Genomic DNA, 21,614 nt, shown 5'->3' on the forward strand with positions numbered 1-21,614 from the left:
CGCCATCCCCGCGAGGCCGTGGCGGAGCCCGACATCCCGCTCCCGCCGGAGCCCACGGACGACGAGGACTGGCCGCACGCGGCCCGGCCGGCCGCCGTCCGGGCCGCGGAGTCCCGGCTCGAGCAGCCGCGACCGCCGGCGTCCCCGCCGCGCGCGGCCGCCGAGTCCGCGCCCGCCCCGCGCGGTGGCGAACCGACGCCGGTCGTCTCGGCGAACCCGCCCGACGCCGCGGACGACGGCGAGCTCACCACCGCCGACGTCCGCCGGGTGTGGCCCGAGCTGCTCTCCGTCGTCAAGAAGCACAAGCGCACGACCGAGGCGCTGCTCAAGAACGCCCAGGTGCACCAGCTGGCCAACGGCGTCCTGACGCTGTCGACCTCCTCGCCGGCCCTGGCCCGGCGGCTCGGTGACGACCTGAACAAGGACGTCCTGCGAGAGGCGCTCAACGAGCTGCTCGGCGTCCGCTGGCGGGTGGACGCCGTCGTCGAGGGCTCCGGCCCCGCCGCGGGTCCGACCGTCACCCCCGACGTGGCGCGGGAGGCGGCGCGGCAGGCGGAGGCCGCCGAGGCCCGGGAGCTGATGGCCGAGCGCGCCGCCGAGGTCGGCGCGGGTGGGGACCGCGAGCCCGAGCCCGCCGTCGACCAGGAACAGGCGGCGCTGCAGCTCCTGCGCGCTCAGCTGGGCGCCCGGCCCGTCGAGAGCTGATCACCGCGCGCCGTGTCGGCGTCACCTGTCGCACCCGCGGCCTACTCTCGTGGCATGTTCCCCGGAGGCCAGCCCGACCTGTCCCAGCTCATGCAGCAGGCGCAGCAGATGCAGCAGCAGCTCGTCGCCGCCCAGCAGGAGCTGGCCGCCAGCGAGGTCACCGGTTCGGCCGGTGGCGGTCTGGTGTCCGCGACCATGACCGGCGACGGTGAGCTCACCGCGGTGACCATCGCGCCCGCGGCCGTCGACACCGACGACCTGGAGACGCTGCAGGACCTGGTCGTCGCCGCCGTCCGCGATGCCAAGCGCGCGGCCGACGAGCTCGCCGCCAACGCCATGGGTCCGCTCGCCGGGGGTCTCGGTGGCGGGGGGCTGGGCCTGCCGGGCCTCTGATCGAGCGGCTCCGCCCGATCCACTTCGCAACCCGAGGAGCACCGTGTACGAGGGTGCCGTCCAGGACCTGATCGACGAGCTCGGTCGCCTGCCCGGCGTGGGGCCCAAGAGCGCCCAGCGCATCGCCTTCCACCTGCTGTCGTCGGAGTCCGCCGACGTCAGCCGGCTGGTGGCCGCGCTGACCCGCGTCCAGGAGTCCGTCCGCTTCTGCGTGACCTGCTACAACGTCGCCGAGGCCGAGCAGTGCCGGATCTGCCGTGACCCGCGCCGCTCCGACGACGTGCTGTGCGTGGTCGAGGAGCCCAAGGACGTCGTCGCGATCGAGCGCACCCGCGAGTTCCGCGGGCGCTATCACGTGCTGGGGGGCGCCATCAGCCCCATCGACGGCGTCGGCCCCGACGACCTGCGGGTCAAGGAGCTGATGACCAGGCTGATGGACGGCTCCGTCAAGGAGATGATCATCGCCACCGACCCGAACCTCGAGGGCGAGGCGACCGCCGCCTACCTCGCGCGGCTCGTCGGTCCCATGGGGCTCGCGGTGTCCCGGCTGGCCAGCGGCCTGCCCGTCGGTGGCGATCTGGAGTACGCCGACGAGGTCACGCTGGGCCGCGCCTTCGAGGGCCGCCGCCGCATCGACGCCTGAGCGAGGGTCGGGAGGGCCAGGGGTGCCCGTCGACAGGCGTTCAGACGGGATGCTGCCGGCTCCCGGGACGGACGCTGGGGCCACGGCCTGCTCCCGGTCGGCCGCACGGGCGGTTGAGCGTTCCCTCACATTCGAGGCCGCGGATTGGCAGTCGACCGGGCGCCCCGGGCATGATCGACCGGTGCTGAAGGGGTGTGCGCTGACTCGTCGTCGCGCCATCGATCTCATGCGCACGGCCAGCCGGCTCTAGCCCGGCCCCCGCCGGGTACGCCGGGGGAGACCCCGCGTGCCGGCCCCGCCGTCCGCACTGCACCGCCCAGCCCTGCCGAGGCCCCCTGTGATCGAACTGACCGACGTCCGCAAGGTCTTCCCCGCTCGTCGCGGGGCGGCCGAGGTCGTCGCCGTCGACGGCGTGAGCCTGTCGGTCGCCGACGGGGAGTTCGCCGGCGTCGTCGGCCCGAGCGGTTCGGGCAAGAGCACGCTGGCGCGGCTGGTCAACCTGCTCGAACGCCCCACCTCCGGCCGGGTCGTGGTCGACGGCCAGGTGCTCACCGACCTCGACGACGACGGCGTCCGTCAGGCCCGGCGCACCGTCGGCATGGTGTTCCAGCACTTCAACCTGCTGGACTCCCGCACCGCGGCCGGCAACGTCGAGCACCCGCTGGAGCTGGCCGGCGTCGGCAGGTCCGAGCGCCGCCGGCGCGTCGCCGACCTGCTCGACCTCGTGGGCCTGGGGGACCGGCACGCCTCCCGCCCCGCCCAGCTCTCCGGCGGTCAGAAGCAGCGCGTGGCCATCGCCCGGGCCCTGGCCGCCCGCCCCAAGGTGCTGCTCTGCGACGAGGCCACCAGCGCGCTGGACCCGGCGAGCACCACCGGCGTGCTGGACCTGCTGCGCCAGGTGCGCGCGGAGCTCGGGCTGACCGTCCTGCTCATCACCCACGAGATGGCCGTCGTCCGCGCGGTCTGCGACAGCGCGGTGCTGCTCGACCGGGGCCGGGTCGTCGACGGCGGACCGCTGACCGAGGTGCTCACCCGACCGCACTCGCCGCTGGCCGCCCAGCTGCTGCCCGCGCCGGCCGTGGCGGGGGCGACCGGCGACCTGCTCCGCATCACCGTCACCGAGTCGGCCCCCGAGGGCCGGGTGCTGCGCACGCTCGCCGGGGAGCTGGGTCTCGACGTCGAGGTCGTCGGCGGCTCGGTCGAGACCGTCGCCGGCCACCGCTTCGGCCGGCTGCTGCTCTCGGTCACCGGCGACGACGGCCGGCTGGACGCCGCGCTGCAGCGGCTGCGCGAGGGCGGCTCGCTGGTCGAGCGCGCCGTCCCCGGCGACGAGCCGGCGCCGATGGACGCCCACGACGACCCCGATCCCGCGGCACCAGACGGTCGCGTCGTCCCCCACCTCCTCGACGCCCCGGAGGTGCAGCGGTGAACGACTGGGACCGCATCGCCCCGCAGCTGGCCGAGGCCACCTGGGACACGCTCTACATGGTGGGCGTCAGCACGCTGCTCACCGTGCTGATCGGCGTCCCGCTCGGCGTGCTGCTCACCATCACCGCGCCCGGCGCGCTCTCGCCGAGCCCGCTCGTGCACCGCGTCCTCGGCCTGGTGGTGAACCTCGGACGGTCGCTGCCCTTCATCATCCTGCTGGTCCTCGTCGCCCCGGTCACCCGCGGCATCGTCGGCACGACCATCGGCTCCACCGCCACGATCGTCCCGCTGACGATCGGCGCCGTCCCGTTCCTGGCCCGGCTGGTCGAGACCAGCCTGCGCGAGGTCGGGCACGGCAAGGTCGAGGCGACGCTGGCCATGGGTGCCCGCCGGCGCGACGTCGTCCGCACCGTGCTGCTGCCCGAGGCGCTGCCGTCGCTGGTCGCCGGGATCACCGTCACCGTCGTCGCCCTCATCAGCTACTCGGCCATGGCCGGCGCCATCGGCGGTGGCGGCCTCGGCGACTTCGCCATCCGCTACGGCTACCAGCAGTTCCGCACCGACATCACCGTGGCCACCGTGGTGCTGCTGCTGGTGGTCGTCCAGGCCCTGCAGTGGGCCGGCGACCGCTGGGCCCGCCGCCTCGCCCACGCCTGAGCGACCCCTCCGAACGTCCCGCACCACCCCACCCCGCAAGGAGAAACCCCGCATGACCCGCCCCACCAGGTCCGCCCTCGCCGCCCTCGCCACCGCCGCGCTGCTCGGCCTCACCGCGTGCGGGGGTGGGGAGGCGGAGCTCTCGGGTGCCGAGGAGCCGCTGCGCGTCGGCGCCAGCCCGGTGCCGCACGCCGAGATCCTGCGGTTCATCGACGAGGAGCTCGCCGCGGACGCCGGCCTGGAGCTCGAGGTGGTCGAGTTCACCGACTACGTGCAGCCCAACGTGGCCCTCGACGACGGGTCGCTGGACGCCAACTACTTCCAGACGGTGCCCTACCTGGAGGAGCAGGAGGCCAACGCCGGCTACGACTTCGCCGCGCTCGAGCCGGTGCACATCGAGCCGCTGGGCCTCTACTCCGCGTCGCTGACCGACGTCGCCGACCTGCCCGACGGCGCCACGGTCGCGATCCCGAACGACCCGACCAACGCCGCCCGCGCGCTGCGGCTGCTCGCGGCCAACGACCTGCTCACGCTTGCCGACACGGGGGACGCGGCGCCCACCTCCCTCGACATCGAGGAGAACCCGAAGAACCTGGAGATCACCGAGGTCGAGGCCGCCCAGCTGCCGCGCTCGCTGGCCGACGTCGACGCCGCGGTCATCAACGGCAACTACGCGATCGACGCCGACCTCTCGCCGGCCGAGGACGCGCTGGTGCTCGAGGAGGCCGAGGGCAACCCCAACGCGAACCTGGTGGTCGTCCGCAGCGGCGACGAGGACGACGAGCGCATCCAGCAGCTGGAGGAGCTGCTGCACTCCGACGAGGTCCGGCAGTTCATCGAGGAGACCTACTCCGGAGCGGTCCTGCCCGCCTTCTGAACGGAGTGCGCCGTGGCGCCGTCCGGCCCGGACGGCGCCACGACGTGCACCGCCGGGCGCGGCGGACCCCGACACGCCGAAGGTCACGGCTTGGTGTCGATGGACGGCGGGGCCTCACGCGGAGCGGTGACGGCCGCCTAGGGTCCGAAAACGCACGTGGACCCCTTCCGGTCCGCGGCGCCCCCGTCCGGAACACGTCCGGCTCGCACGAGCCGGGAAGGCAGGTCTTCCGCGATGACACGTCGTCGTACCACCCGAGCGCTCGCTGCCTCCGCGGCCGCGCTCACCGCAGTGACCTTGTCTGCCTGCGCCTCCAGCGACCGGGACTCCGGCGGCGAGGGCAGCGGCAGCGAGGAGTCCGGGGGCACGCTGGTCTTCGGCGCCGCCGGCGACCCGGCGATGCTGGACCCCGCGTTCGGCAGCGACGGTGAGACCTTCCGCGTCTCCCGCCAGATCTTCGAGGGTCTCCTGGGCAACGAGCTCGGCGGCACCGACCCCGTGCCCGAGCTCGCCACCGACTGGGAGGTCAGCGAGGACGGCCTCGAGTACACCTTCGAGCTGCAGGAGGGCGTGCAGTTCCACGACGGCACGGACTTCAACGCCGAGGCCGTCTGCTTCAACTTCGACCGCTGGTACAACTTCGACGGCCTGGCCACCAGCCCGAGCGCCTCGTACTACTACCAGGCGGTCTTCGGCGGCTTCGCCAGCACGCCGGACACCCCCAGCATCTACGAGAGCTGCGAGGCGACCGACGAGAACACCGCGGTCATCCGGCTCACCCAGGTGACCTCGAAGTTCCCCTCCGCCCTGGCGCTGCCGGCCTTCTCCATCCAGAGCCCCACGGCCCTGGAGGAGTACGACGCGGACGACCTGAGCGGCAGCGAGGACGCGCTGACCTACTCCGAGTACGCCATGGAGCACCCGGTCGGCACCGGGCCCTTCAAGTTCGACAGCTGGGACCGGAGCAACGGCGAGGTCACCATCGTCCGCAACGACGACTACTGGGGCGAGAAGGCGAAGCTCGACAAGGTCATCTTCCGCACGATCTCCGACGGGAACACCCGCCGCCAGGAGCTGCAGGCCGGCTCGATCGACGGCTACGACTTCGTCGCGCCGGCCGACTACGCCACCCTCGAGGACACCGGCGCCCAGGTGCTGGTCCGCGACCCGTTCAACATCCTCTACCTGGGGATCAACGGCGGGAACGTGCCCGACTCGGGTGCCAACCCGGCACTGCAGGACGAGCGGGTCCGCCAGGCGATCGCCCACGCGATCGACCGCGAGACGATCGTGAACTCGCTCCTGCCCGAGGGCGCGGAGGTGGCCACCCAGTTCATGCCGCCGACGGTCGACGGCTGGGCCGAGGACGTCACCACCTACGAGTACGACGTCGAGAAGGCCAAGTCGCTGCTCGCCGAGGCCGGCGCCACCGGCACGACGCTGCGCTTCTTCTACCCGACCGATGTGAGCCGGCCGTACCTGCCGGACCCGGCCGCCATGTTCCAGGTCATCAGCCAGAACCTGACCGACGCCGGCTTCACCGTCCAGCCCACGGCGCTGCCGTGGAACCCGGACTACCTGAACGCCGTGCAGGCGGGCCAGGCGGACATCCACCTGCTCGGGTGGACCGGTGACTACAACGACGCCTACAACTTCATCGGGACGTTCTTCGCCGAGGCGTCGAACAACCAGGCGTCGGCCGAGTTCGGGGCGTTCAGCGCCCCGGAGATCTTCGCCGCGCTGGCCGAGGCCGACAGCGAACCCGACCCGGCCAACCGGACGGAGATGTACCAGGAGGCCAACCGGCTGATCATGGACTACCTGCCGGCTGTCCCGGTCTCGCACTCGCCGCCGGCCCTGGTCGTCTCCGAGCGGGTCCAGGGCCTGGAGCCCAGCCCGCTCACCGCCGAGGTCTTCTCGACGGTCTCGCTCAACGACTGAGGAAGGACCCCCTCGCCCCCCACCGCTCGCAGGCTCGCGGCGGGCCCCTGCAAGGGGGCCGCCGCGAGCCTGTTGGTCCGGTCCGTTCCGTGAGAGGGGAATGGAGCACGTGCTCCGTTTCATCGTCCGGCGGCTCCTGCAGCTGATCCCCATCCTGCTGGGCCTGTCGGTGCTGCTCTTCGCCTGGCTGCGCGCCCTCCCCGGCGGTCCGGCCCAGGCCGCGCTGGGGGAGCGCGCCACCCCTGAGGCGATCGCCCGCTACAACGAGCTCTTCGGCCTGGACGAGCCGCTGATCGTCCAGTACCTGCGCTTCCTCGGTCGCGCGATCCGGCTGGACTTCGGCACCTCCGCGCGCACCGGCCGCGCGGTCACCACCGAGTTCCTCGAGCGCATGCCGGGCACGATCGAGCTGACGATCTTCGCGATGATCTTCGCGATCGGCGTGGGCATCCCGCTGGGCTACCTCGCCGCCCGCAGGCACGGCAGCTGGTTGGACTCGACGTCGGTCATCGGCTCGCTGCTCGGCGTCGCGATCCCGGTGTTCTTCCTGGCCTACCTGCTGCGCCTGGGCTTCGCCGTCGAGCTCGGCTGGCTGCCCGGCTCCGGGCGGCAGGACGTGCGGATGGATGCCACCCGCATCACCAACTTCTACGTGCTCGACGGGCTGCTGACCCGCGAGTGGGACGCCGCGTGGGACGCCGTGCTGCACCTGGTCCTGCCGGCGATCGCGCTCGGCACCATCCCGCTGGCCATCATCGTCCGGATCACCCGGGCCTCGGTCCTCGACGTGGTCAACGAGGACTACGTGCGGACGGCGAACGCCAAGGGGCTGGCGACGTCGACGGTGCGGCGGCGGCACATCATCAAGAACGCGCTGCTGCCGGTGTCGACGACGATCGGCCTGCAGACCGGTCTGCTGCTGTCCGGGGCGGTGCTGACCGAGAGCGTCTTCGCCTTCGGCGGGGTCGGCTCGGCGCTCTACGACGCCCTGTTCGCGCGGGACTTCGCCGTCCTGCAGGGGTTCATCCTCATGCTGGCGATCGTCTACGTGCTGGTGAACCTCCTCGTCGACATCTCCTACGGTCTGCTCGACCCGAGAGTGAGAGTTCGATGAAGCGTGCGGAATCGGACCGGGGGGCACAGCGGTGACCGCGATGGGTGACGTCAAGCGGCGTCGGATCGACGAGCTGGCGGCGCGGGCCGGCCAGGTGCCCGAGGGCGAGGGCGGGGTCTCCCTGACCCGGAGCGCCTTCCGCCGGCTGCGGCGCGACCCGGTCGCGATCATCGGTGCGGTCATCGTCGTCACGTTCCTGCTCGTGGCCCTCTTCGCGCCGTGGCTGGCCCCGCGCGACCCGCTGGCGCAGACGCTGCTGTCGCAGATCCGGCCGGGGCTCATCCCCGGCAGCCAGGAGGGCTTCCCGCTCGGGGTGGACAACCTCGGCCGCGACCTGCTCTCCCGGTTGATCTACGGATCGCGGCAGTCGCTGATGATCGGGGTCGTCTCCACCGTGCTCGGCGTCGCCGCCGGCATGGCGCTGGGAATCATCGCCGGCGCGTTCGGCGGCTGGGTCGACACCGTGGTCATGCGGTTCGTCGACATCCTGCTGTCCATCCCGGGCCTGCTGATGGCCATCAGCATCTCGGTGCTGCTGGGCCAGAACCAGTACGCGCTGATGATCGCCATCGCGGTCACCCAGGTGCCGATCTTCGCTCGGTTGCTGCGCGGCTCGATGCTGGTGCAGCGCGGCAGCGACTACGCCCTGGCCGCGCGGGCGCTGGGCATCCGCAAGCGGCGGATCGTGTTCGGCCACGTGCTGCCCAACTCGCTCAGCCCGGTGATCGTGCAGGCCACGCTGTCGCTGGCCACCGCGATCATCGAGGCGGCGGCCCTGTCCTTCCTCGGCCTGGGCGACCCCGACCTGGCTCGGCCGGAGTGGGGCGCGATGCTGGCCAACGCGCAGGCCTTCCTGTCCGTCCGACCGGAGCTGGCCGTCTACCCGGCGCTGTGCATCATCGTGGTCGCGCTCGGCTTCACGCTGCTGGGCGAGTCGCTGCGCGAGGCCCTCGACCCGAAGTTCCGGAGGTGAGCACCCCGATGAGCTCGCTGCAGGGCGGCGCCCCCGTGCTCGAGGTCGAGGACCTCTCGGTCACCTTCCAGCGCAAGGGGGAGAAGCCCACCCGCGCCGTCGACGGCGTCAGCTTCTCCGTCGCGCCGGGCGAGACCGTCGGCCTGGTCGGGGAGTCCGGCTGCGGCAAGTCCGTGACGTCGCTGGCGATCATGGGCCTGCTGCCCAGCCGCGGGGTGAAGGTCGGCGGATCTGTGCGCCTCGAGGGGGAGGAGCTGATCGGGGCCGGCAGCCGGAAGCTGCGCTCGCTGCGCGGGGCGCACATGGCGATGGTCTTCCAGGACCCGCTGTCCTCGCTGAACCCCACGGTGCAGATCGGCACGCAGGTCACCGAGGTGCTGCTCGAGCACCGCGACATGTCCAAGGCGGAGGCGGCGGCGGAGGCCGTGACCCTGCTGGACCGCGTCGGCATTCCCGACCCGCGGCGCCGGCTCAAGGAGTACCCGCACCAGCTGTCCGGCGGCATGCGCCAGCGCGCGCTGATCGCCATGGCGCTGGCCTGCTCCCCGCGGCTGCTGATCGCCGACGAGCCGACCACCGCCCTCGACGTCACCATCCAGGCCCAGATCCTGGAGCTCCTCAAGGAGCTCGTCGTCGACACCGGGACGGCGCTGGTGATGATCACCCACGACCTGGGCGTCGTCGCGGGGCTGTGCGACCGCGTGCACGTCATGTACTCGGGCAAGATCATCGAGACCGCCGACCGGCACGAGCTGTTCGCCAGGCCCCGTCAGCCCTACACCGGGGGCCTGCTCGCGTCGGTGCCCCGGCTGGACGCCGGCCGCGGCACGCCGCTCACGCCCATCCGCGGGTCGGCGCGCGACGCCATCCCGTGGGCCGAGGGGTGCGCGTTCGCCCCGCGCTGCGACAACGCGCAGGACGACTGCCTGACCGAGGTGTCCGGCAGCGTCGTGCCGCTGGCGTACGACGGGCCCGGCAGGGAACTGCGCTGCCGCCATCCGCTGGAGCACCCGACGGCGCCGTCCGGCGCCACCGCCCTGGGAGCCCCCCGATGACCGCCGCCGCTGCGCACGCCTGGGGGGAGGAGCCGCTGCTGCGGGTCCGGGGACTCAAGGTGCACTTCCCGATCAAGCGGGGGGTCGTCTTCGACCGGACCGTCGGGCACGTCCAGGCCGTCGACGGCGTCGACCTCTCCATCGCCCGCGGCTCGACCTACGGGCTGGTCGGGGAGTCCGGCTGCGGCAAGTCGACGCTGGGCCGGGCCATCCTGCGGCTGGAGGAGCCGACCGCCGGCGAGGTGCTCTTCGACGGCACCGACGTCGCCTCGCTGAAGGGCGAGGCGTTGCGCACGATGCGCCGCCGGATGCAGATGGTCTTCCAGGATCCGCTGGGCAGCCTCGACCCCCGGCAGAACGTGGAGTCGCTGCTGTCCGAGCCGCTGCGCGCGCACGGCCTGGGCGGAGGGACCGCGGGGATCGCGGAGAAGATCCGTGGACTGCTGGACGCCGTGGGTCTGCCCTCGGCCGCGCTGCGCCGGTACCCGCACGAGTTCTCCGGCGGGCAGCGGCAGCGCATCGGCATCGCGCGGGCCATCGCCCTGGAGCCGGACCTGCTGATCGCCGACGAGCCGGTCTCCGCCCTCGACGTCAGCGTGCAGGCCCAGGTGCTCAACCTGCTCGAGGAGCTGCAGGAACGGCTCGGCCTCACCTACCTGGTCATCGCGCACGACCTCGCGGTGGTCCGCCACATCAGCGACGTCGTCGGCGTCATGTACCTGGGCTCGCTGGTCGAGCAGGCCCCCGCCGACGACCTGTACGAGCAGCCGCTGCACCCCTACACGCGGGCCCTGATGAGCGCCGTCCCCGTGCCGGACCCGGTCGTGGAGGAGACGCGGGAGCGGATCCTGCTGGCCGGCGACCTGCCGTCGCCGGCGAACCCGCCCAGCGGCTGCCGGTTCCACACCCGCTGCCCGTGGCGCCAGGAGACCCGGTGCGACGACGAGGTCCCGGTGCTGCGCGAGCTGGCACCGGGGCGGCTGGTCAGCTGCCACTGGGCCGAGGAGATCCGCGACGGCGTCCTGCAGCCGAAGTCGGCGGACGAGGTGGCGGCCCTCATGGGCGTCTCCGTCCGGGCGACCGGGGCGGGGCCGATCGAGACCGACGCCCTGGTGCAGGGCGTCGACGAACCCATCGAGCGCCGCTGACCCGACGCGGAGTCGGATCAGCGGCACAGGCGATCAGGGCGGGAAGCGGGGGGTCGCACTCGCGTGAGCACACGGAGCGGTCGACCGCCCTGCTTCAGCCGTCGGCCCCCATCACATCCGCCAGCTGGCGAGTGTCGACGTACTGGTGGAAGCGCACGAGCTTGTCGTTCCGCAGGTCCCACACGTGGACGACCTCGGCGTCCAGCGGCTTACCGGTCGCCGCGTGGCTCCGGGCGCGGTAACGACCCTCCATGATGACCGTGTCGCCGTCCCGCAGGAAACGGGTCGGATGGATCTCGAACCCCTCGAACTCGGTGGCTATCCGCTGGAAGACCCCGTCGACGACCTCCTGCGGCCCGACGAAGGGGCGGCCGAGGAACCACGGGCCTCCTTCGGCCTCATACCACTCGATTCCCTCGTCCATCGCCGCGAGAACCGTGGGGATGTCGCCGCGGCCGAACGCGTCGTACAGCCCCTTCATCCGGGTGACGGGGTCGCTCACTGTTCCTGTCATGGCAGCCTCCCTGCCGAAGGTGGGGCGGCAGATTAGCGCCGTCGTGGCAGTGCCAGGGCCGGTGAGCGTCCGGGTGGCGCACCAGCGGGGCGAGCCGGGACCTGCCGTCACCGGGGGCTTCGCGCACGTCACCGTCTGCGGACGGCGCTACTCCAGGACGACCTCGTCGCCCTCGCGGGTCGCCCGGCGCACGCGGAGCCGGGCCACCGACCCGAGCAGGCGGACCAGCCGGCTGTAGACCGGCGTCGGGCCGTGGTAGCCGAGGAAGCCGCGCGGGCCCTCGACCATCTCCCCGGTGCGCACGTCGTAACGGCTCTGGTGCCACGGGCAGACCAGGCAGCCGTCGGCGTCGACGGTGCCGTCGGACAGGTCGGCGAGCTGGTGGCGGCAGCGCCGGGACACCGCGAAGTGCCGTTCCCGGCCGTCGGGGCCGGGGCCGCGGTTGCCGACGGCCCAGTCACCGACGCGGCGCACGGCGCCCGGCGGCAGGTCGGCGGCGGGCACGGATTCGCGGTCGGGCACGGGTTGTCCTCCTCGGACGGCAGCGGGTCGCCGTGGCGCCCTACCCACTGCGGCCGGGCCGGACCCCTCCCGCGTCGGTAGTGTCGCGGGGGTTCTGCTCCCACCGTCCTGGAGGTCCTCCGTGCGCCGGCTGTGCGTCGCCCTGGGGGTGCTCGCCGTCCTCGTGCTGACCGCCGGCCCGGCGCTCGCCGTCCCCCCGTTCCGGCTGGCCGAGCAGGTCGTGGACGAGGTGGGCGCGCTGGACGGTGAACGGGCGGGCGTCGAGGCGACGCTGGAGGACCTGCGGGCCGAGGAGGGCACCCAGCTGTTCGTGGTGTTCGTCGCCAGCTTCGACGGGGCCGACGGTCCCGAGTGGGCGGCGGCGACGGCGGAGCTGAGCCAGCTCGCCCGCAACGACGCCCTCCTCGCCGTCGCGGTCGAGGACCGGCTCTACGGGTTCGTCCCGCCGCCGGGCTTCCCGCTGTCCCGCGCCGAGATCGAGGACCTCGCCGCCACCACCGTCGACCCTGCCTTCGGCGAGGGCGACTGGGCCGGCGGCGTGGCCGAGTTCACCGACATCCTGCGCACCGATTCCGCCGCCACCGCCGGGTCCGACGGGAACGGGTCCGGTGGCGGCGCCGGCCCGCTGCTCGTGCTCGGCGGGATCGCGGTCGTCGGCGGCGGGGCCTACCTGGTCAGCCGGTCGCGGCGGAACCGCAGCGGCACGGCCGTGCCGCCCGGCCGGCAGCGCCGGGAGCCCGACCCCCACGAGGGCACGCCCACTCCCGAGCTGCAGGGCCGCGCCAGCGAGGCGCTGCTGGAGGTGGACGAGGCGGTCAAGACCTCCCAGCTGGACCTGGACTTCGCCCGCTCGCAGTACGGGGAGGAGGCGGTCGCCGGCTTCGGTGCCGCGCTCGAGCAGTCCAAGGCCGAGCTGTCGCGGGCCTTCGCGCTGCGCCAGGAGCTGGACGACGACTCGGGCGGGCGGGGGACCGGCAGGGACGAGCCGACCACCCGGCGCATGCTGGCCGAGATCCTCTCCCTGACCGGGGCCGCCGACGCGCGCCTGGACGAGCAGAGCGCGGCCTTCCAGCAGCTGCGGGACCTGGAGCACCGCGCTCCGGAGGTGCTGGCGGCGCTGGAGCCACGGATCGCCGAGCTGCGCGGCCGGCTGCCGCAGGAGGAGCAGCGGCTGGCCGGGCTCCGGCAGCGGTTCGCCGGCTCGGCGGTCGCCGCGGTCGCGGAGAACGTGACCGAGGCCGGCGCGCGGCTGGACGCTGCGGAGCAGGAGATCCGGGAGGCCCGGGAGGCGATCGCCGCCGGCCGGACCGGGGAGGCCGTCGGTGACGTCCGCGCCGCGGAGGACGCCGTCGCGCAGACGGGGACCCTGCTCGACGCCGTGGGGCGGCTGGCCGCCGACCTCGACGCCGCCGCGGGCCAGGTCGCCGCCGCCCGCGCGGAGACCGAGAAGGACCTGGCGGAGGCCCGGGCGCTGCTCGGCGCCGGGGACCGCAGCGGGCTGGAGCCGCAGATCGCCCGCGCCGAGGCGGCGCTGGCCGCGGCGGACGCGGCGCTGCGCCCCTCCGACGCCTCGCCGGGGGACCCGCTGGCCGCGCTCCGCCAGCTGGAGGACGCCGACGCCGCGCTGGAGCAGACCCTCGCGGTGGCCCGGGACGCCCAGACCCAGGCCCGCCGGGCCGCGGCCGCGCTCGACCAGGCGCTGCTCACGGCCCGGTCCACGGTGGCCGCCGCGCAGGACTTCATCGACACCCGCCGTGGCGCGATCGGCCCGGAGGCCCGCACCCGGCTCGCCGAGGCACGGCGCTACCTGGAGGCGGCCGTCGACCGGGGCCGCACCGATCCGGTCGCGGCGCTGCGATCGGCGCACCAGGCGGGACTGCTGGCCCAGCACGCGCTCGACCTGGCGCAGGACGACGTCGACCGGTGGAACTCCGGCGGCGGCTACGGCTCCGGCATGGGCGGCGGATTCGGGGGCGGCTACCGGCGGGGTGGCGTCGACCTGGGCAGCCTGGTGCTCGGCGGCATCCTGCTGGGCGGCGGCCGGCGCGGTGGCCACGGCGGTGGCTTCGGTGGCGGGTTCGGCGGTGGCTTCGGCGGTGGCGGCGGCTTCGGCGGCCGCAGCGCGGGGGGCGGCTCCTTCGGCGGCGGTGGCGGCGGCGGTGCCGGGGGCGGCCGCTTCTGACCCCGGCGCGCGCGAGCCCCTGGGAACTGTCGGTGCCCGGTGCCACGGTGGCCTCCCCCACATCAGGAGGAGGCAACGATGCCCACCCGAGACACCGCCTGGCCGGCGGGAACCCCGTGCTGGATCGACTACGGCGCCAGTGACCTGGACGCGGCGAAGGAGTTCTACGCCGAGCTGCTGGCCTGGCGGTACACCGGCGGGGAGGCCGAGTTCGGCGGCTACCTGAACGCCGAGAAGGACGGCCGCCAGGTCGCCGGCCTGGGTCCCCGGATGGACGAGGCGGGGCAGCCCGGCTGGACCACCTACTTCGCCACCGACGACGCCGACGCGTCGGTGGCCCGCATCCGCAAGGCCGGTGGCACGGTCCTGGTCGAGCCGATGGAGATCGGGCCGATGGGCCGGATGGTGGTGGCCCTCGACCCGCAGGGCAGCCTCTTCGGGCTCTGGCAGGCCGGCCAGCACACCGGCGTGCAGCGGTTCAACGAGCCGGGCTCGCTGGTCTGGAACGAGGCGGCGGTCGGGGACACCGACGCGGCGCAGACCTTCTACAGCGCCGTCTTCGGATTCGAGTGGGACCCCATGGAGGGCATGGCGCCCTACGCCACGTTCCGCACCGGTGACCGCCCCCTCGGCGGCCTCGGTGCGGTCCAGCCGGGCCTGCCCACCGGGTGGACGGTGTGCTTCGCGGTGGAGTCCACCGACGGCGCCGTCGCCACCGTCGAGAGCCGGGGCGGCAAGGTGCTGCACCCGGCGGAGGACACCGAGTTCGGCCGGTTCGCCGTGGTCGAGGACCCCTGGGGCGGGTCCTTCTCGGTCATGGAGTAGAAGGACCCCGTCCTCCCCACCCTTCGCACGCTCAGGGCGGGCCCCTGGACGGGGCCGCCAGGGGTCAGCCGACCTGGCCGTAGGCGTGCTCGGGGTGGAACCGGACGACCAGCCTGCCGTCGGCGACCATCGCCGCGCGGTAGGCGTCCCAGTCCTCGTGCTCGCCGTTGATGCCGCGGTAGTAGGTGATCAGCTCCTCGACCGTGGCGTCGTGCGGGTCGGCGGCGACCGGGGTCAGCTCGGCGGTGCCCTCGACCGCCACCCACGACCAGAAGTCCTGCGACGCGACGTGCAGCGTCACCCGCGGGTCGCGGCGCAGGTTCCGCGTCTTCGCCCGGTCGGCGGTCACCGACACGCGGATCACCCCGTCGTGCCAGGAGTAGCCGACGTTGGACAGCTGGGGCCGGCCGTCGCGCTTGAGCGTCGTGAGCACGCCCCAGCGCCGGTCGGCGACGAAGTCGAGCAGCCGCGGGTCGAGGGGCCGGTCCCCGTGGTCGCCCGTCACCGCACGCGTCCGCGGGACATGAGCGGCACCGGGGGAAGCGGCGGGGCGGCGAGCCGCTCGCCCTCGTAGCCCACCACCGCGCCGAACCGCTCGTCCCCGGCGTTCCACCGCTCGGCGTACTCGGCGATCTCCTCGCCGGACCGGCCCACGAAGTTCCACCACATGACCAGCCGCTCCTCGAACGGCTCCCCGCCCAGGAGCAGCAGGCGCGAGGCGTCGGCAGCACGCAGCCGCAGCGAGCGCCGGCCGGTGCCCAGGTAGAGCATCGCCCCGCGCTCCAGGGACGCCTCCTCGACCGAGACCGACCCCGACGACGCCAGCAGCGCGTACTCGAAGCCCGGTTCCAGCGGCACCTCCACGTCGGCTCCCGCCGTCAGGTCGAGGTCCGCACCGACCAGCGGCGTGTAGGCCCGCCCCGGCGAGGTCGCGCCGGCGAACGTGCCCATGAGGACGGTGGTGCGCAGCCCGTCGGAGCTGAAGCTGGGAAGGGTGTCGTGGTGCTCGAAGTGCGGTGCAACGTCGCGGTCGGCGTCCGGCAGGGCCACCCACAGCTGGGCGCCGTGCAGGAACCGCGGGTGGCTCACCGGCGACTGCTCCGAGTGGGCGATGCCGTGCCCGGCGGTCATGAGCGCCAGTTCGCCCGGGTGGAACGTCACGTCGCTGCCGAGCGAGTCGCGGTGGTGCACCGCGCCGTCGAGCAGCCAGGACACCGTCTGCAGCCCGGTGTGCGGGTGCGGGGCCACCTGCATGCCGGAGGAGGCGGCGATGTCGTCGGGCCCGTAGTGGTCGACGAACGCCCACGCGCCCACCATGCGCCGGCCGAGCGTGGGCAGCAGCCGGCGCACGCGGGTGGACTCGCCGAGCAGCACCTCCTTGGCCGGGAGCAGGTCGAGCGCCGGCCCGGCCGAGGTCTGCTGCAGGCCGCCGAGGTCGCGGGCGGCGGGGCGGCGGTCAAGGTTGCTCATGGCGCGCTCACTCCTTCGCCGAGATCACGGGATCTCGACGGTTCCAGGGGCATGGTGCGCCGAGAGCCCGTGATCTCGGCGCGGGGGACGCGGGATGCTGCCGTCAGTCAGTCTGGCCCCGCAGGTCGCCGTGCGGAACCGGGCCGGAGACCCGCTGGGCGGGGATCGTGCCGAGCCGGCCGGCCGCGAAGTCGTCGAACGCGCCCCTGACCTCGTCCGCGGTGTTCATGACGAACGGGCCGTACATGGCGATCGGCTCGTTGATCGGCCGGCCGCCCAGGACGACGACGTCCAGGGCCGGGGTGCGCGACTCCTGGTGGACGGCGCCCCGAACGGTCACCGTGTCGCCGGGGCCGAGCACCGCGAGCTGACCGGTTCGCACCGGGGCACCGTCGATGCCGACCGAACCGGCGCCGGAGAGCACGTAGACCAGGGCGTTGAAGTCCGGCCGCCACGGCAGGTCCAGCGTGGCGCCGGGGGAGACGGTGGCGTGCACCATGGCCATCGGCGTGTAGGTGGAGCCCGGCCCGGTGTGCCCCGCGACGTCGCCGGCGATCACCCGGAGCAGCGCCCCGGCGTCGGGGCTGGCGAGCAGGACGGAGGCGTCGGCGCGCAGGTCCTGGTAGCGCGGCTCCACCCACTTCTGCGCGCGGGGCAGGTTCACCCACAGCTGCAGCCCGTGGAACAGCCCCCCGCTGACGACGAGCTCCTCCGGCGGCCGCTCGATGTGCAGGACGCCGCCGCCGGCGGTCATCCACTGCGTGTCGCCGTTGCTGATCGTGCCCCCGCCACCGTGGGAGTCGGCGTGCTCGAAGGTGCCGTCGAGGAGGTAGGTGACGGTCTCGAAGCCCCGGTGCGGGTGCCAGCTGGTGCCCTTGGGCTCGCCGGGGGCGTACTCGACCTCGCCCATCTGGTCCATGTGCAGGAAGGGGTCCAGCGCCCGCAGGTCGACCCCGGCGAAGGCCCGGCGGACCGGGAAGCCCTCGCCCTCGAAGGCCGAGGGTGCGGTGGTCACCGACCGGGTGCGGCGGCGCACCGTCCGGGGCGCCGGCAGCGGGACCCGCGGCAGGGTGGTGGTGTCCTCGACGGTCACGGCAGGCATCCGGTCCTCCTCGTTGAACATTCAACTAGTGCTGACCGTAACCCGCGCAGGGGTCGTTGTCTTCCCCCGTGCGGCCCACGCCGGCCGATCAATGCAAAGAACTCGTTGCAAAGACACCTTTGCAGTCCTACGCTCGCCGGCATGGCCACGCGGGACGACGCCCTGGAACCCCAGGTCCAGGTGAGCGACGTGCGGGCGCTGCGCGCGCTGGCGCACCCGCTGCGCAACCGCCTCCTCGGGCTGCTCCGCCTGCACGGCCCGGCCACCGCCAGCGGGCTCGGCCGCCGCGTCGGCGAGAGCAGCGGGTCGACCAGCTACCACCTCCGCCAGCTGGCCGCGTACGGCTTCGTGGAGGAGGTCGAGGACCAGGGGACCGCCCGTGAGCGGTGGTGGCGCGCCCGCCACCGGATGACCAGCTGGGAGGCCGCCGACGTCCTGTCGCAGGAGGGTGGCGCCGAGGTCGAGGACGAGCTGCGCCGGCAGCAGCTGGCCGGCCATGCCCGCGTGCTCACCGCGTGGCAGGCGCAGGAGGCGGAGCTCGGCCCCGCGTGGGCGGAGGCCGCCTCGCTGAGCGACTACGCGCTGCGGCTGCGTCCGGACCAGGCCAAGGCGCTGACCCGCGAGCTGAGCACCGTGCTGATGCGCTGGCTCGCCGAGCACCCCGCCGACCGCCCCGCGGAGGGGTCCGACCTCGTCAGCGTCCTCGTCGACGTGGTCCCGCTGAAGGAGTGGCCGGCGTGACCCCACCGCAGACCGTCCGCTCGGCCACCCGGCGGCTGGTCGGCCTCACCGCCCTGCGCTGGCTGCCGGTCGGGCTGACCACCCCGGTCACCGTCCTGCTCGCCCAGGCCCGCGGGCTGTCGCTGGCCGAGATCGGCCTGCTGTTCACGCTGCACGGTGTCGTCGTCGTCGCCCTGGAGCTGCCCACCGGCGGGCTGGCCGACGTCCTGGGCCGGCGCCCGGTGCTGCTCGCCGGGGCGGCGCTGCACCTCGCCTCCTGCGTGCTGTTCGCCGTGGCGACGAGCCTGCCCGGGTTCGTGCTGGCGGTCCTCGCGCTGGGGCTGGGCCGCACCCTCGACTCCGGACCGCTGGAGGCCTGGTACGTCGACAGCGTCCACCGCATCGACCCGGGCGCCGACGTCGCCCCCGGGCTCGCCCGCCACTCCGCGGCCGACGGTGGCGGGCTCGCGATCGGTGCCGTCGCGGGCGGCCTGCTCCCCGGCCTGCTCGGCGGGTCCACCGGCGCCGCGCTCGCCCTGCCGTTCGCCGTCGCCGCCGTCCTCGACCTGCTCTACGTGGGCTTCGTGCTCCGCCTGCTCACCGAGGACCGGCCGCCCCGCGAGGGCAGCGTCCGGACGGCGCTGGCCGCCGGCGCCGGGACGGTGCCGGGGACGGTCGCCGGGGCGTTGCGGCTGTCGGTCACCGACGGGCCGCTGCGGCTGGTCCTGCTGATCACCGCCGCCGGCGGTGTGGGGCTGGTCGGCTGCGAGCTGCTGGGACCGCTGCGCTTCGCCGAGCTCGCCGGCGGCCGGGACGACGGCGCCGCGGTCTACGGGACGGTGCTGGCGATCTCGTTCGCGGCGGCCGCGGTCGGCGCGATGGCCACCCCGGCGATGCGCCGGGTGTTCGGCGGCTCGACCCGCGTCACCTGTGCCGTGCTGGCGCTGCTCGGCGCCGCGGCGCTCGCGCTGTTCTCCGGCCCCGACCTGCTCGTCGTGGCCGCGGTCGGGTTCGCGCTGTACTACGTGTCGCACGGCGCCACCTGGCCGCTGACCAGCGCGGTCCTGCACGACCGGGTCACCGCGGCACACCGGGCCACGGCGGTCTCCGCGATGTCGCTGTCGATGGCCCTCGGCGGGATCCTCGGCAACCTCGCCGTCCCGGTCGTGGTGCGCCTGATCGGGCAGGACGGCGCCTTCCTCGCCATCGCCGGGGTGGTCCTGCTCAGCGGGCTCGCCTGCCTCCGACTGCCCCGCACCGTCCGGGCGGAACCGGTGACAACCGACGGCACCGAGCTGAACGTGGTCTGACCTCGGAAGCTCCCCGCGGGTGGCCGCCGCCGGGCGGCGCGGATACTGGTGGTGATGAGCGCACCCCTGAACCTGGTCAACCTCGAGCGGGTGCACAAGGCGCACGGCACGACCGTGATCCTCGACGACGTCTCCCTCGGCGTCGCCGCCGGCGAGCGGATCGGCGTCGTCGGCCGCAACGGCGGGGGCAAGAGCACGCTGCTGTCGCTGCTCACCGGCGCCGACGAGCCCGACTCCGGCCGGGTCACCCGCCGCGGCGACCTCGCCATGGGGGTGCTGGACCAGTCCGGCACCCTGCCGGCCGGGACGACCGTGCGCGACGTCGTCCTCCCCTCCTCGATGTTCGCCGCCGAGCACGAGTGGGCCGGCGACCCGGCCGTCCGCTCGGTGCTGACCGGGCTGGAGCTCGACCGGCTGGGGCTCGACGCCCCGGTCGCCCCGATGTCCGGTGGCGAACGCCGCCGGGTGGCCCTGGCCGCGCAGCTCATCCGGCCGCTGGACCTGCTGATCCTCGACGAGCCCACCAACCACCTCGACGTCGAGGGCGTGGCCTGGCTCGCCGAGTACGTGAAGCAGCGGGCCGGCGGCATGGTCGTCGTCACCCACGACCGCTGGTTCCTCGACGAGGTCTGCACGACGACGTGGGAGGTCGCCGACGGCGACGTCCACTCCTACGACGGCGGCTACTCCGCCTACACCCTCGCCCGGGCCGAGCGGGCGCGGATCGCCTCGGTCACCGAGGAGCGGCGGCTGAACCTGGTCCGCAAGGAGCTGGCCTGGCTGCGCCGCGGCCCGCCGGCCCGCACCAGCAAGCCGAAGTTCCGCATCGAGGCCGCGCAGGCCCTGATCGCCGACGAGCCGCCGGCCCGCGACTCGATGGCGCTCAAGGGCTTCGCCGCCCGGCGCCTGGGCAAGACCGTCTACGACGTCGAGGGCGTCGACTACGCCGTCCCCACCGAGGACGGTCCCCGCACGCTGTTCGAGAACCTGACCTGGAACGTCGGCCCGGGCGACCGGATCGGCATCGTCGGGGTCAACGGCGCGGGCAAGACCTCGCTGCTCAAGCTGCTGGTGGGGGAGACGAAGCCCGACTCGGGCACCGTCGTCGTCGGCCAGACCGTGGCACCGGCCTACCTGTCGCAGCACGTCACGGAGCTGCCGCCGCGGGCCCGGGTGCTGGAGGCGGTGCAGGACGTCGCCCGCATCGCCCGGATCGGCAACCAGGAGATCTCGGCGTCCACGCTGGCCGAGCGGTTCGGGTTCGCCGCCAACCGGCAGTGGACGCCGGTGGGTGACCTCTCCGGTGGCGAGCGGCGGCGGCTGCAGCTGCTGCGGTTGCTGATGGCCGAGCCGAACGTGCTGGTGCTCGACGAGCCGACCAACGACCTGGACATCGACACGCTCACCGCGCTGGAGGACCTGCTCGACAGCTTCCCCGGCACCGTGCTGGTGGTCAGCCACGACAGGTACTTCGTCGACCGGGTGTGCGACAAGGTCGTCGCGCTGCTGGGCGACGGCACGCTCGCCGAGCTGCCCGGCGGGGTGGACGAGTACCTGCGCCGGCGGGCCGCGGGCGGTGCACCCCTGACGACGGCGACCGGCGGCGGGGGACCGCGCCCCGTCGGGGCTCCCTCGACGTCGGCGCCGGCGGTCTCGGCCGCCGAGGCGCGGGCGGCGCGGAAGGAGGCCGGCCGGCTGGAGCGGCGGATGCTCAAGCTGGACGCCGACGAGAAGAAGCTGCACGAGCAGCTCGCCGCCGCGGCCACCGACTACGCGCAGGCGGCCGAGCTCGACGCCCGGCTGCGCGCCGTGCAGGCGGAGAAGGAGCAGGTCGAGGAGGAGTGGCTGGTCGCCTCCGAGACCGCCGAGGGGTAGGCCGCCCGCTCGTCCTCCCTCACCGTGCGGGGTCCTCCCTCACCGTCGACCGCGAGGGAGGACGCCTGACGATCAGGTCCCCTGATCATCGGCGAGGGGGCCGGTCGGTGGTGTCCCAGGTAATCTGCAGGAAGCGCCCGCCGCTCGTCCCCGGACGTCT

Annotated in this window: 20 protein-coding genes and 1 pseudogene; 16 read left to right on the plus strand and 5 right to left on the minus strand. The window is 74.0% G+C overall.

The window, feature by feature from the left end:
• From C5507_RS00005 to C5507_RS00055, 11 genes and pseudogenes are all read left to right on the plus strand, one after another.
• A pseudogene (locus tag C5507_RS00005) lies at positions 1-705 on the plus strand (DNA polymerase III subunit gamma/tau); the annotation flags it as partial.
• 54 nt (positions 706-759) lie between these two features.
• Entirely contained in the window at positions 760-1,098 is a 339-nt protein-coding gene (locus C5507_RS00010; RefSeq protein ID WP_104526503.1) for a YbaB/EbfC family nucleoid-associated protein, read from the plus strand.
• Between the two features lie 43 nt (positions 1,099-1,141).
• Positions 1,142-1,741 (plus strand): recombination mediator RecR, encoded by a 600-nt coding sequence (gene recR, locus C5507_RS00015; RefSeq protein WP_104526504.1) that lies wholly within the window; start codon positions 1,142-1,144, stop codon positions 1,739-1,741.
• Positions 1,742-2,078: 337 nt separating this feature from the next.
• Positions 2,079-3,170 (plus strand): methionine ABC transporter ATP-binding protein, encoded by a 1,092-nt coding sequence (locus C5507_RS00020; protein WP_104526505.1) that lies wholly within the window; start codon positions 2,079-2,081, stop codon positions 3,168-3,170.
• Positions 3,167-3,826 (plus strand): methionine ABC transporter permease, encoded by a 660-nt coding sequence (locus tag C5507_RS00025; protein ID WP_104526506.1) that lies wholly within the window; start codon positions 3,167-3,169, stop codon positions 3,824-3,826. Before C5507_RS00020 ends, C5507_RS00025 begins: the two co-directional genes overlap by 4 nt.
• A gap of 52 nt (positions 3,827-3,878) precedes the next feature.
• Positions 3,879-4,703, plus strand: a complete 825-nt coding sequence (locus C5507_RS00030) for a MetQ/NlpA family ABC transporter substrate-binding protein (RefSeq protein ID WP_104526507.1) — start codon at positions 3,879-3,881, stop codon at positions 4,701-4,703.
• Positions 4,704-4,937: 234 nt separating this feature from the next.
• Positions 4,938-6,644, plus strand: a complete 1,707-nt coding sequence (locus tag C5507_RS00035; protein ID WP_104526508.1) for an ABC transporter substrate-binding protein — start codon at positions 4,938-4,940, stop codon at positions 6,642-6,644.
• Between the two features lie 100 nt (positions 6,645-6,744).
• The gene (locus tag C5507_RS00040) at positions 6,745-7,758 is read left to right on the plus strand and encodes an ABC transporter permease (protein ID WP_242611293.1); all 1,014 of its coding nucleotides are present in this window, start codon (positions 6,745-6,747) and stop codon (positions 7,756-7,758) included.
• Between the two features lie 40 nt (positions 7,759-7,798).
• On the plus strand, positions 7,799-8,731 hold the full coding sequence (locus C5507_RS00045; RefSeq protein WP_242611294.1) for an ABC transporter permease: 933 nt from the start codon (positions 7,799-7,801) through the stop codon (positions 8,729-8,731).
• An 8-nt stretch (positions 8,732-8,739) separates the two neighbouring features.
• Complete coding sequence (locus tag C5507_RS00050; RefSeq protein WP_104526510.1) at positions 8,740-9,786, plus strand: ABC transporter ATP-binding protein; 1,047 nt, start codon at positions 8,740-8,742, stop codon at positions 9,784-9,786.
• Positions 9,783-10,934 carry an ABC transporter ATP-binding protein gene (locus tag C5507_RS00055; protein ID WP_104526511.1) on the plus strand — a complete coding sequence of 384 codons (1,152 nt, stop codon included), beginning with the start codon at positions 9,783-9,785 and terminating at the stop codon, positions 10,932-10,934. The genes C5507_RS00050 and C5507_RS00055 overlap by 4 nt, the downstream gene beginning before the upstream one ends.
• Positions 10,935-11,028: 94 nt before the next feature.
• Here C5507_RS00055 and C5507_RS00060 read toward each other — a convergent pair whose 3' ends face one another.
• Positions 11,029-11,448, minus strand: a complete 420-nt coding sequence (locus C5507_RS00060) for a nuclear transport factor 2 family protein (protein WP_104526512.1) — start codon at positions 11,446-11,448, stop codon at positions 11,029-11,031.
• A gap of 147 nt (positions 11,449-11,595) precedes the next feature.
• Entirely contained in the window at positions 11,596-11,970 is a 375-nt protein-coding gene (locus tag C5507_RS00065; RefSeq protein ID WP_104526513.1) for a Rieske (2Fe-2S) protein, read from the minus strand.
• A 121-nt stretch (positions 11,971-12,091) separates the two neighbouring features.
• On the opposite strand from C5507_RS00065, the gene C5507_RS23265 reads away from it, so the two are divergent.
• Together C5507_RS23265 and C5507_RS00075 are read left to right on the plus strand one after the other, a co-directional pair.
• A complete protein-coding gene (locus C5507_RS23265; RefSeq protein WP_104526514.1) occupies positions 12,092-14,152 on the plus strand; it encodes a TPM domain-containing protein in 2,061 nt (686 codons plus the stop codon).
• 78 nt (positions 14,153-14,230) lie between these two features.
• Positions 14,231-14,977 carry a VOC family protein gene (locus tag C5507_RS00075; protein WP_104526515.1) on the plus strand — a complete coding sequence of 249 codons (747 nt, stop codon included), beginning with the start codon at positions 14,231-14,233 and terminating at the stop codon, positions 14,975-14,977.
• A gap of 64 nt (positions 14,978-15,041) precedes the next feature.
• Here C5507_RS00075 and C5507_RS00080 read toward each other — a convergent pair whose 3' ends face one another.
• From C5507_RS00080 to C5507_RS00090, 3 genes are all read right to left on the minus strand, one after another.
• The gene (locus C5507_RS00080; protein WP_211295497.1) at positions 15,042-15,482 is read right to left on the minus strand and encodes a PPOX class F420-dependent oxidoreductase; all 441 of its coding nucleotides are present in this window, start codon (positions 15,480-15,482) and stop codon (positions 15,042-15,044) included.
• The gene (locus C5507_RS00085) at positions 15,479-16,447 is read right to left on the minus strand and encodes a pirin family protein (RefSeq protein ID WP_104526516.1); all 969 of its coding nucleotides are present in this window, start codon (positions 16,445-16,447) and stop codon (positions 15,479-15,481) included. Before C5507_RS00085 ends, C5507_RS00080 begins: the two co-directional genes overlap by 4 nt.
• Before the next feature lie 103 nt (positions 16,448-16,550).
• Positions 16,551-17,549 (minus strand): pirin family protein, encoded by a 999-nt coding sequence (locus C5507_RS00090; protein WP_104526705.1) that lies wholly within the window; start codon positions 17,547-17,549, stop codon positions 16,551-16,553.
• Between the two features lie 141 nt (positions 17,550-17,690).
• Here C5507_RS00090 and C5507_RS00095 point away from each other — a divergent pair, with 141 nt between their 5' ends.
• The 3 genes from C5507_RS00095 to C5507_RS00105 are packed head-to-tail and all read left to right on the plus strand — an operon-like array spanning position 17,691 to position 21,454.
• A complete protein-coding gene (locus C5507_RS00095) occupies positions 17,691-18,290 on the plus strand; it encodes a winged helix-turn-helix domain-containing protein (RefSeq protein ID WP_104526517.1) in 600 nt (199 codons plus the stop codon).
• Positions 18,287-19,579 carry an MFS transporter gene (locus tag C5507_RS00100; protein WP_158657452.1) on the plus strand — a complete coding sequence of 431 codons (1,293 nt, stop codon included), beginning with the start codon at positions 18,287-18,289 and terminating at the stop codon, positions 19,577-19,579. Before C5507_RS00095 ends, C5507_RS00100 begins: the two co-directional genes overlap by 4 nt.
• A gap of 54 nt (positions 19,580-19,633) precedes the next feature.
• Positions 19,634-21,454: an ABC-F family ATP-binding cassette domain-containing protein gene (locus C5507_RS00105; protein WP_104526706.1), complete on the plus strand. Its 1,821-nt coding sequence runs from the start codon at positions 19,634-19,636 to the stop codon at positions 21,452-21,454.
• The last annotated feature ends 160 nt before the right edge of the window (positions 21,455-21,614 follow it).

This window comes from Blastococcus saxobsidens (genome assembly GCF_002938435.1).
Classification (GTDB): Bacteria; Actinomycetota; Actinomycetes; order Mycobacteriales; family Geodermatophilaceae; genus Blastococcus; species Blastococcus saxobsidens.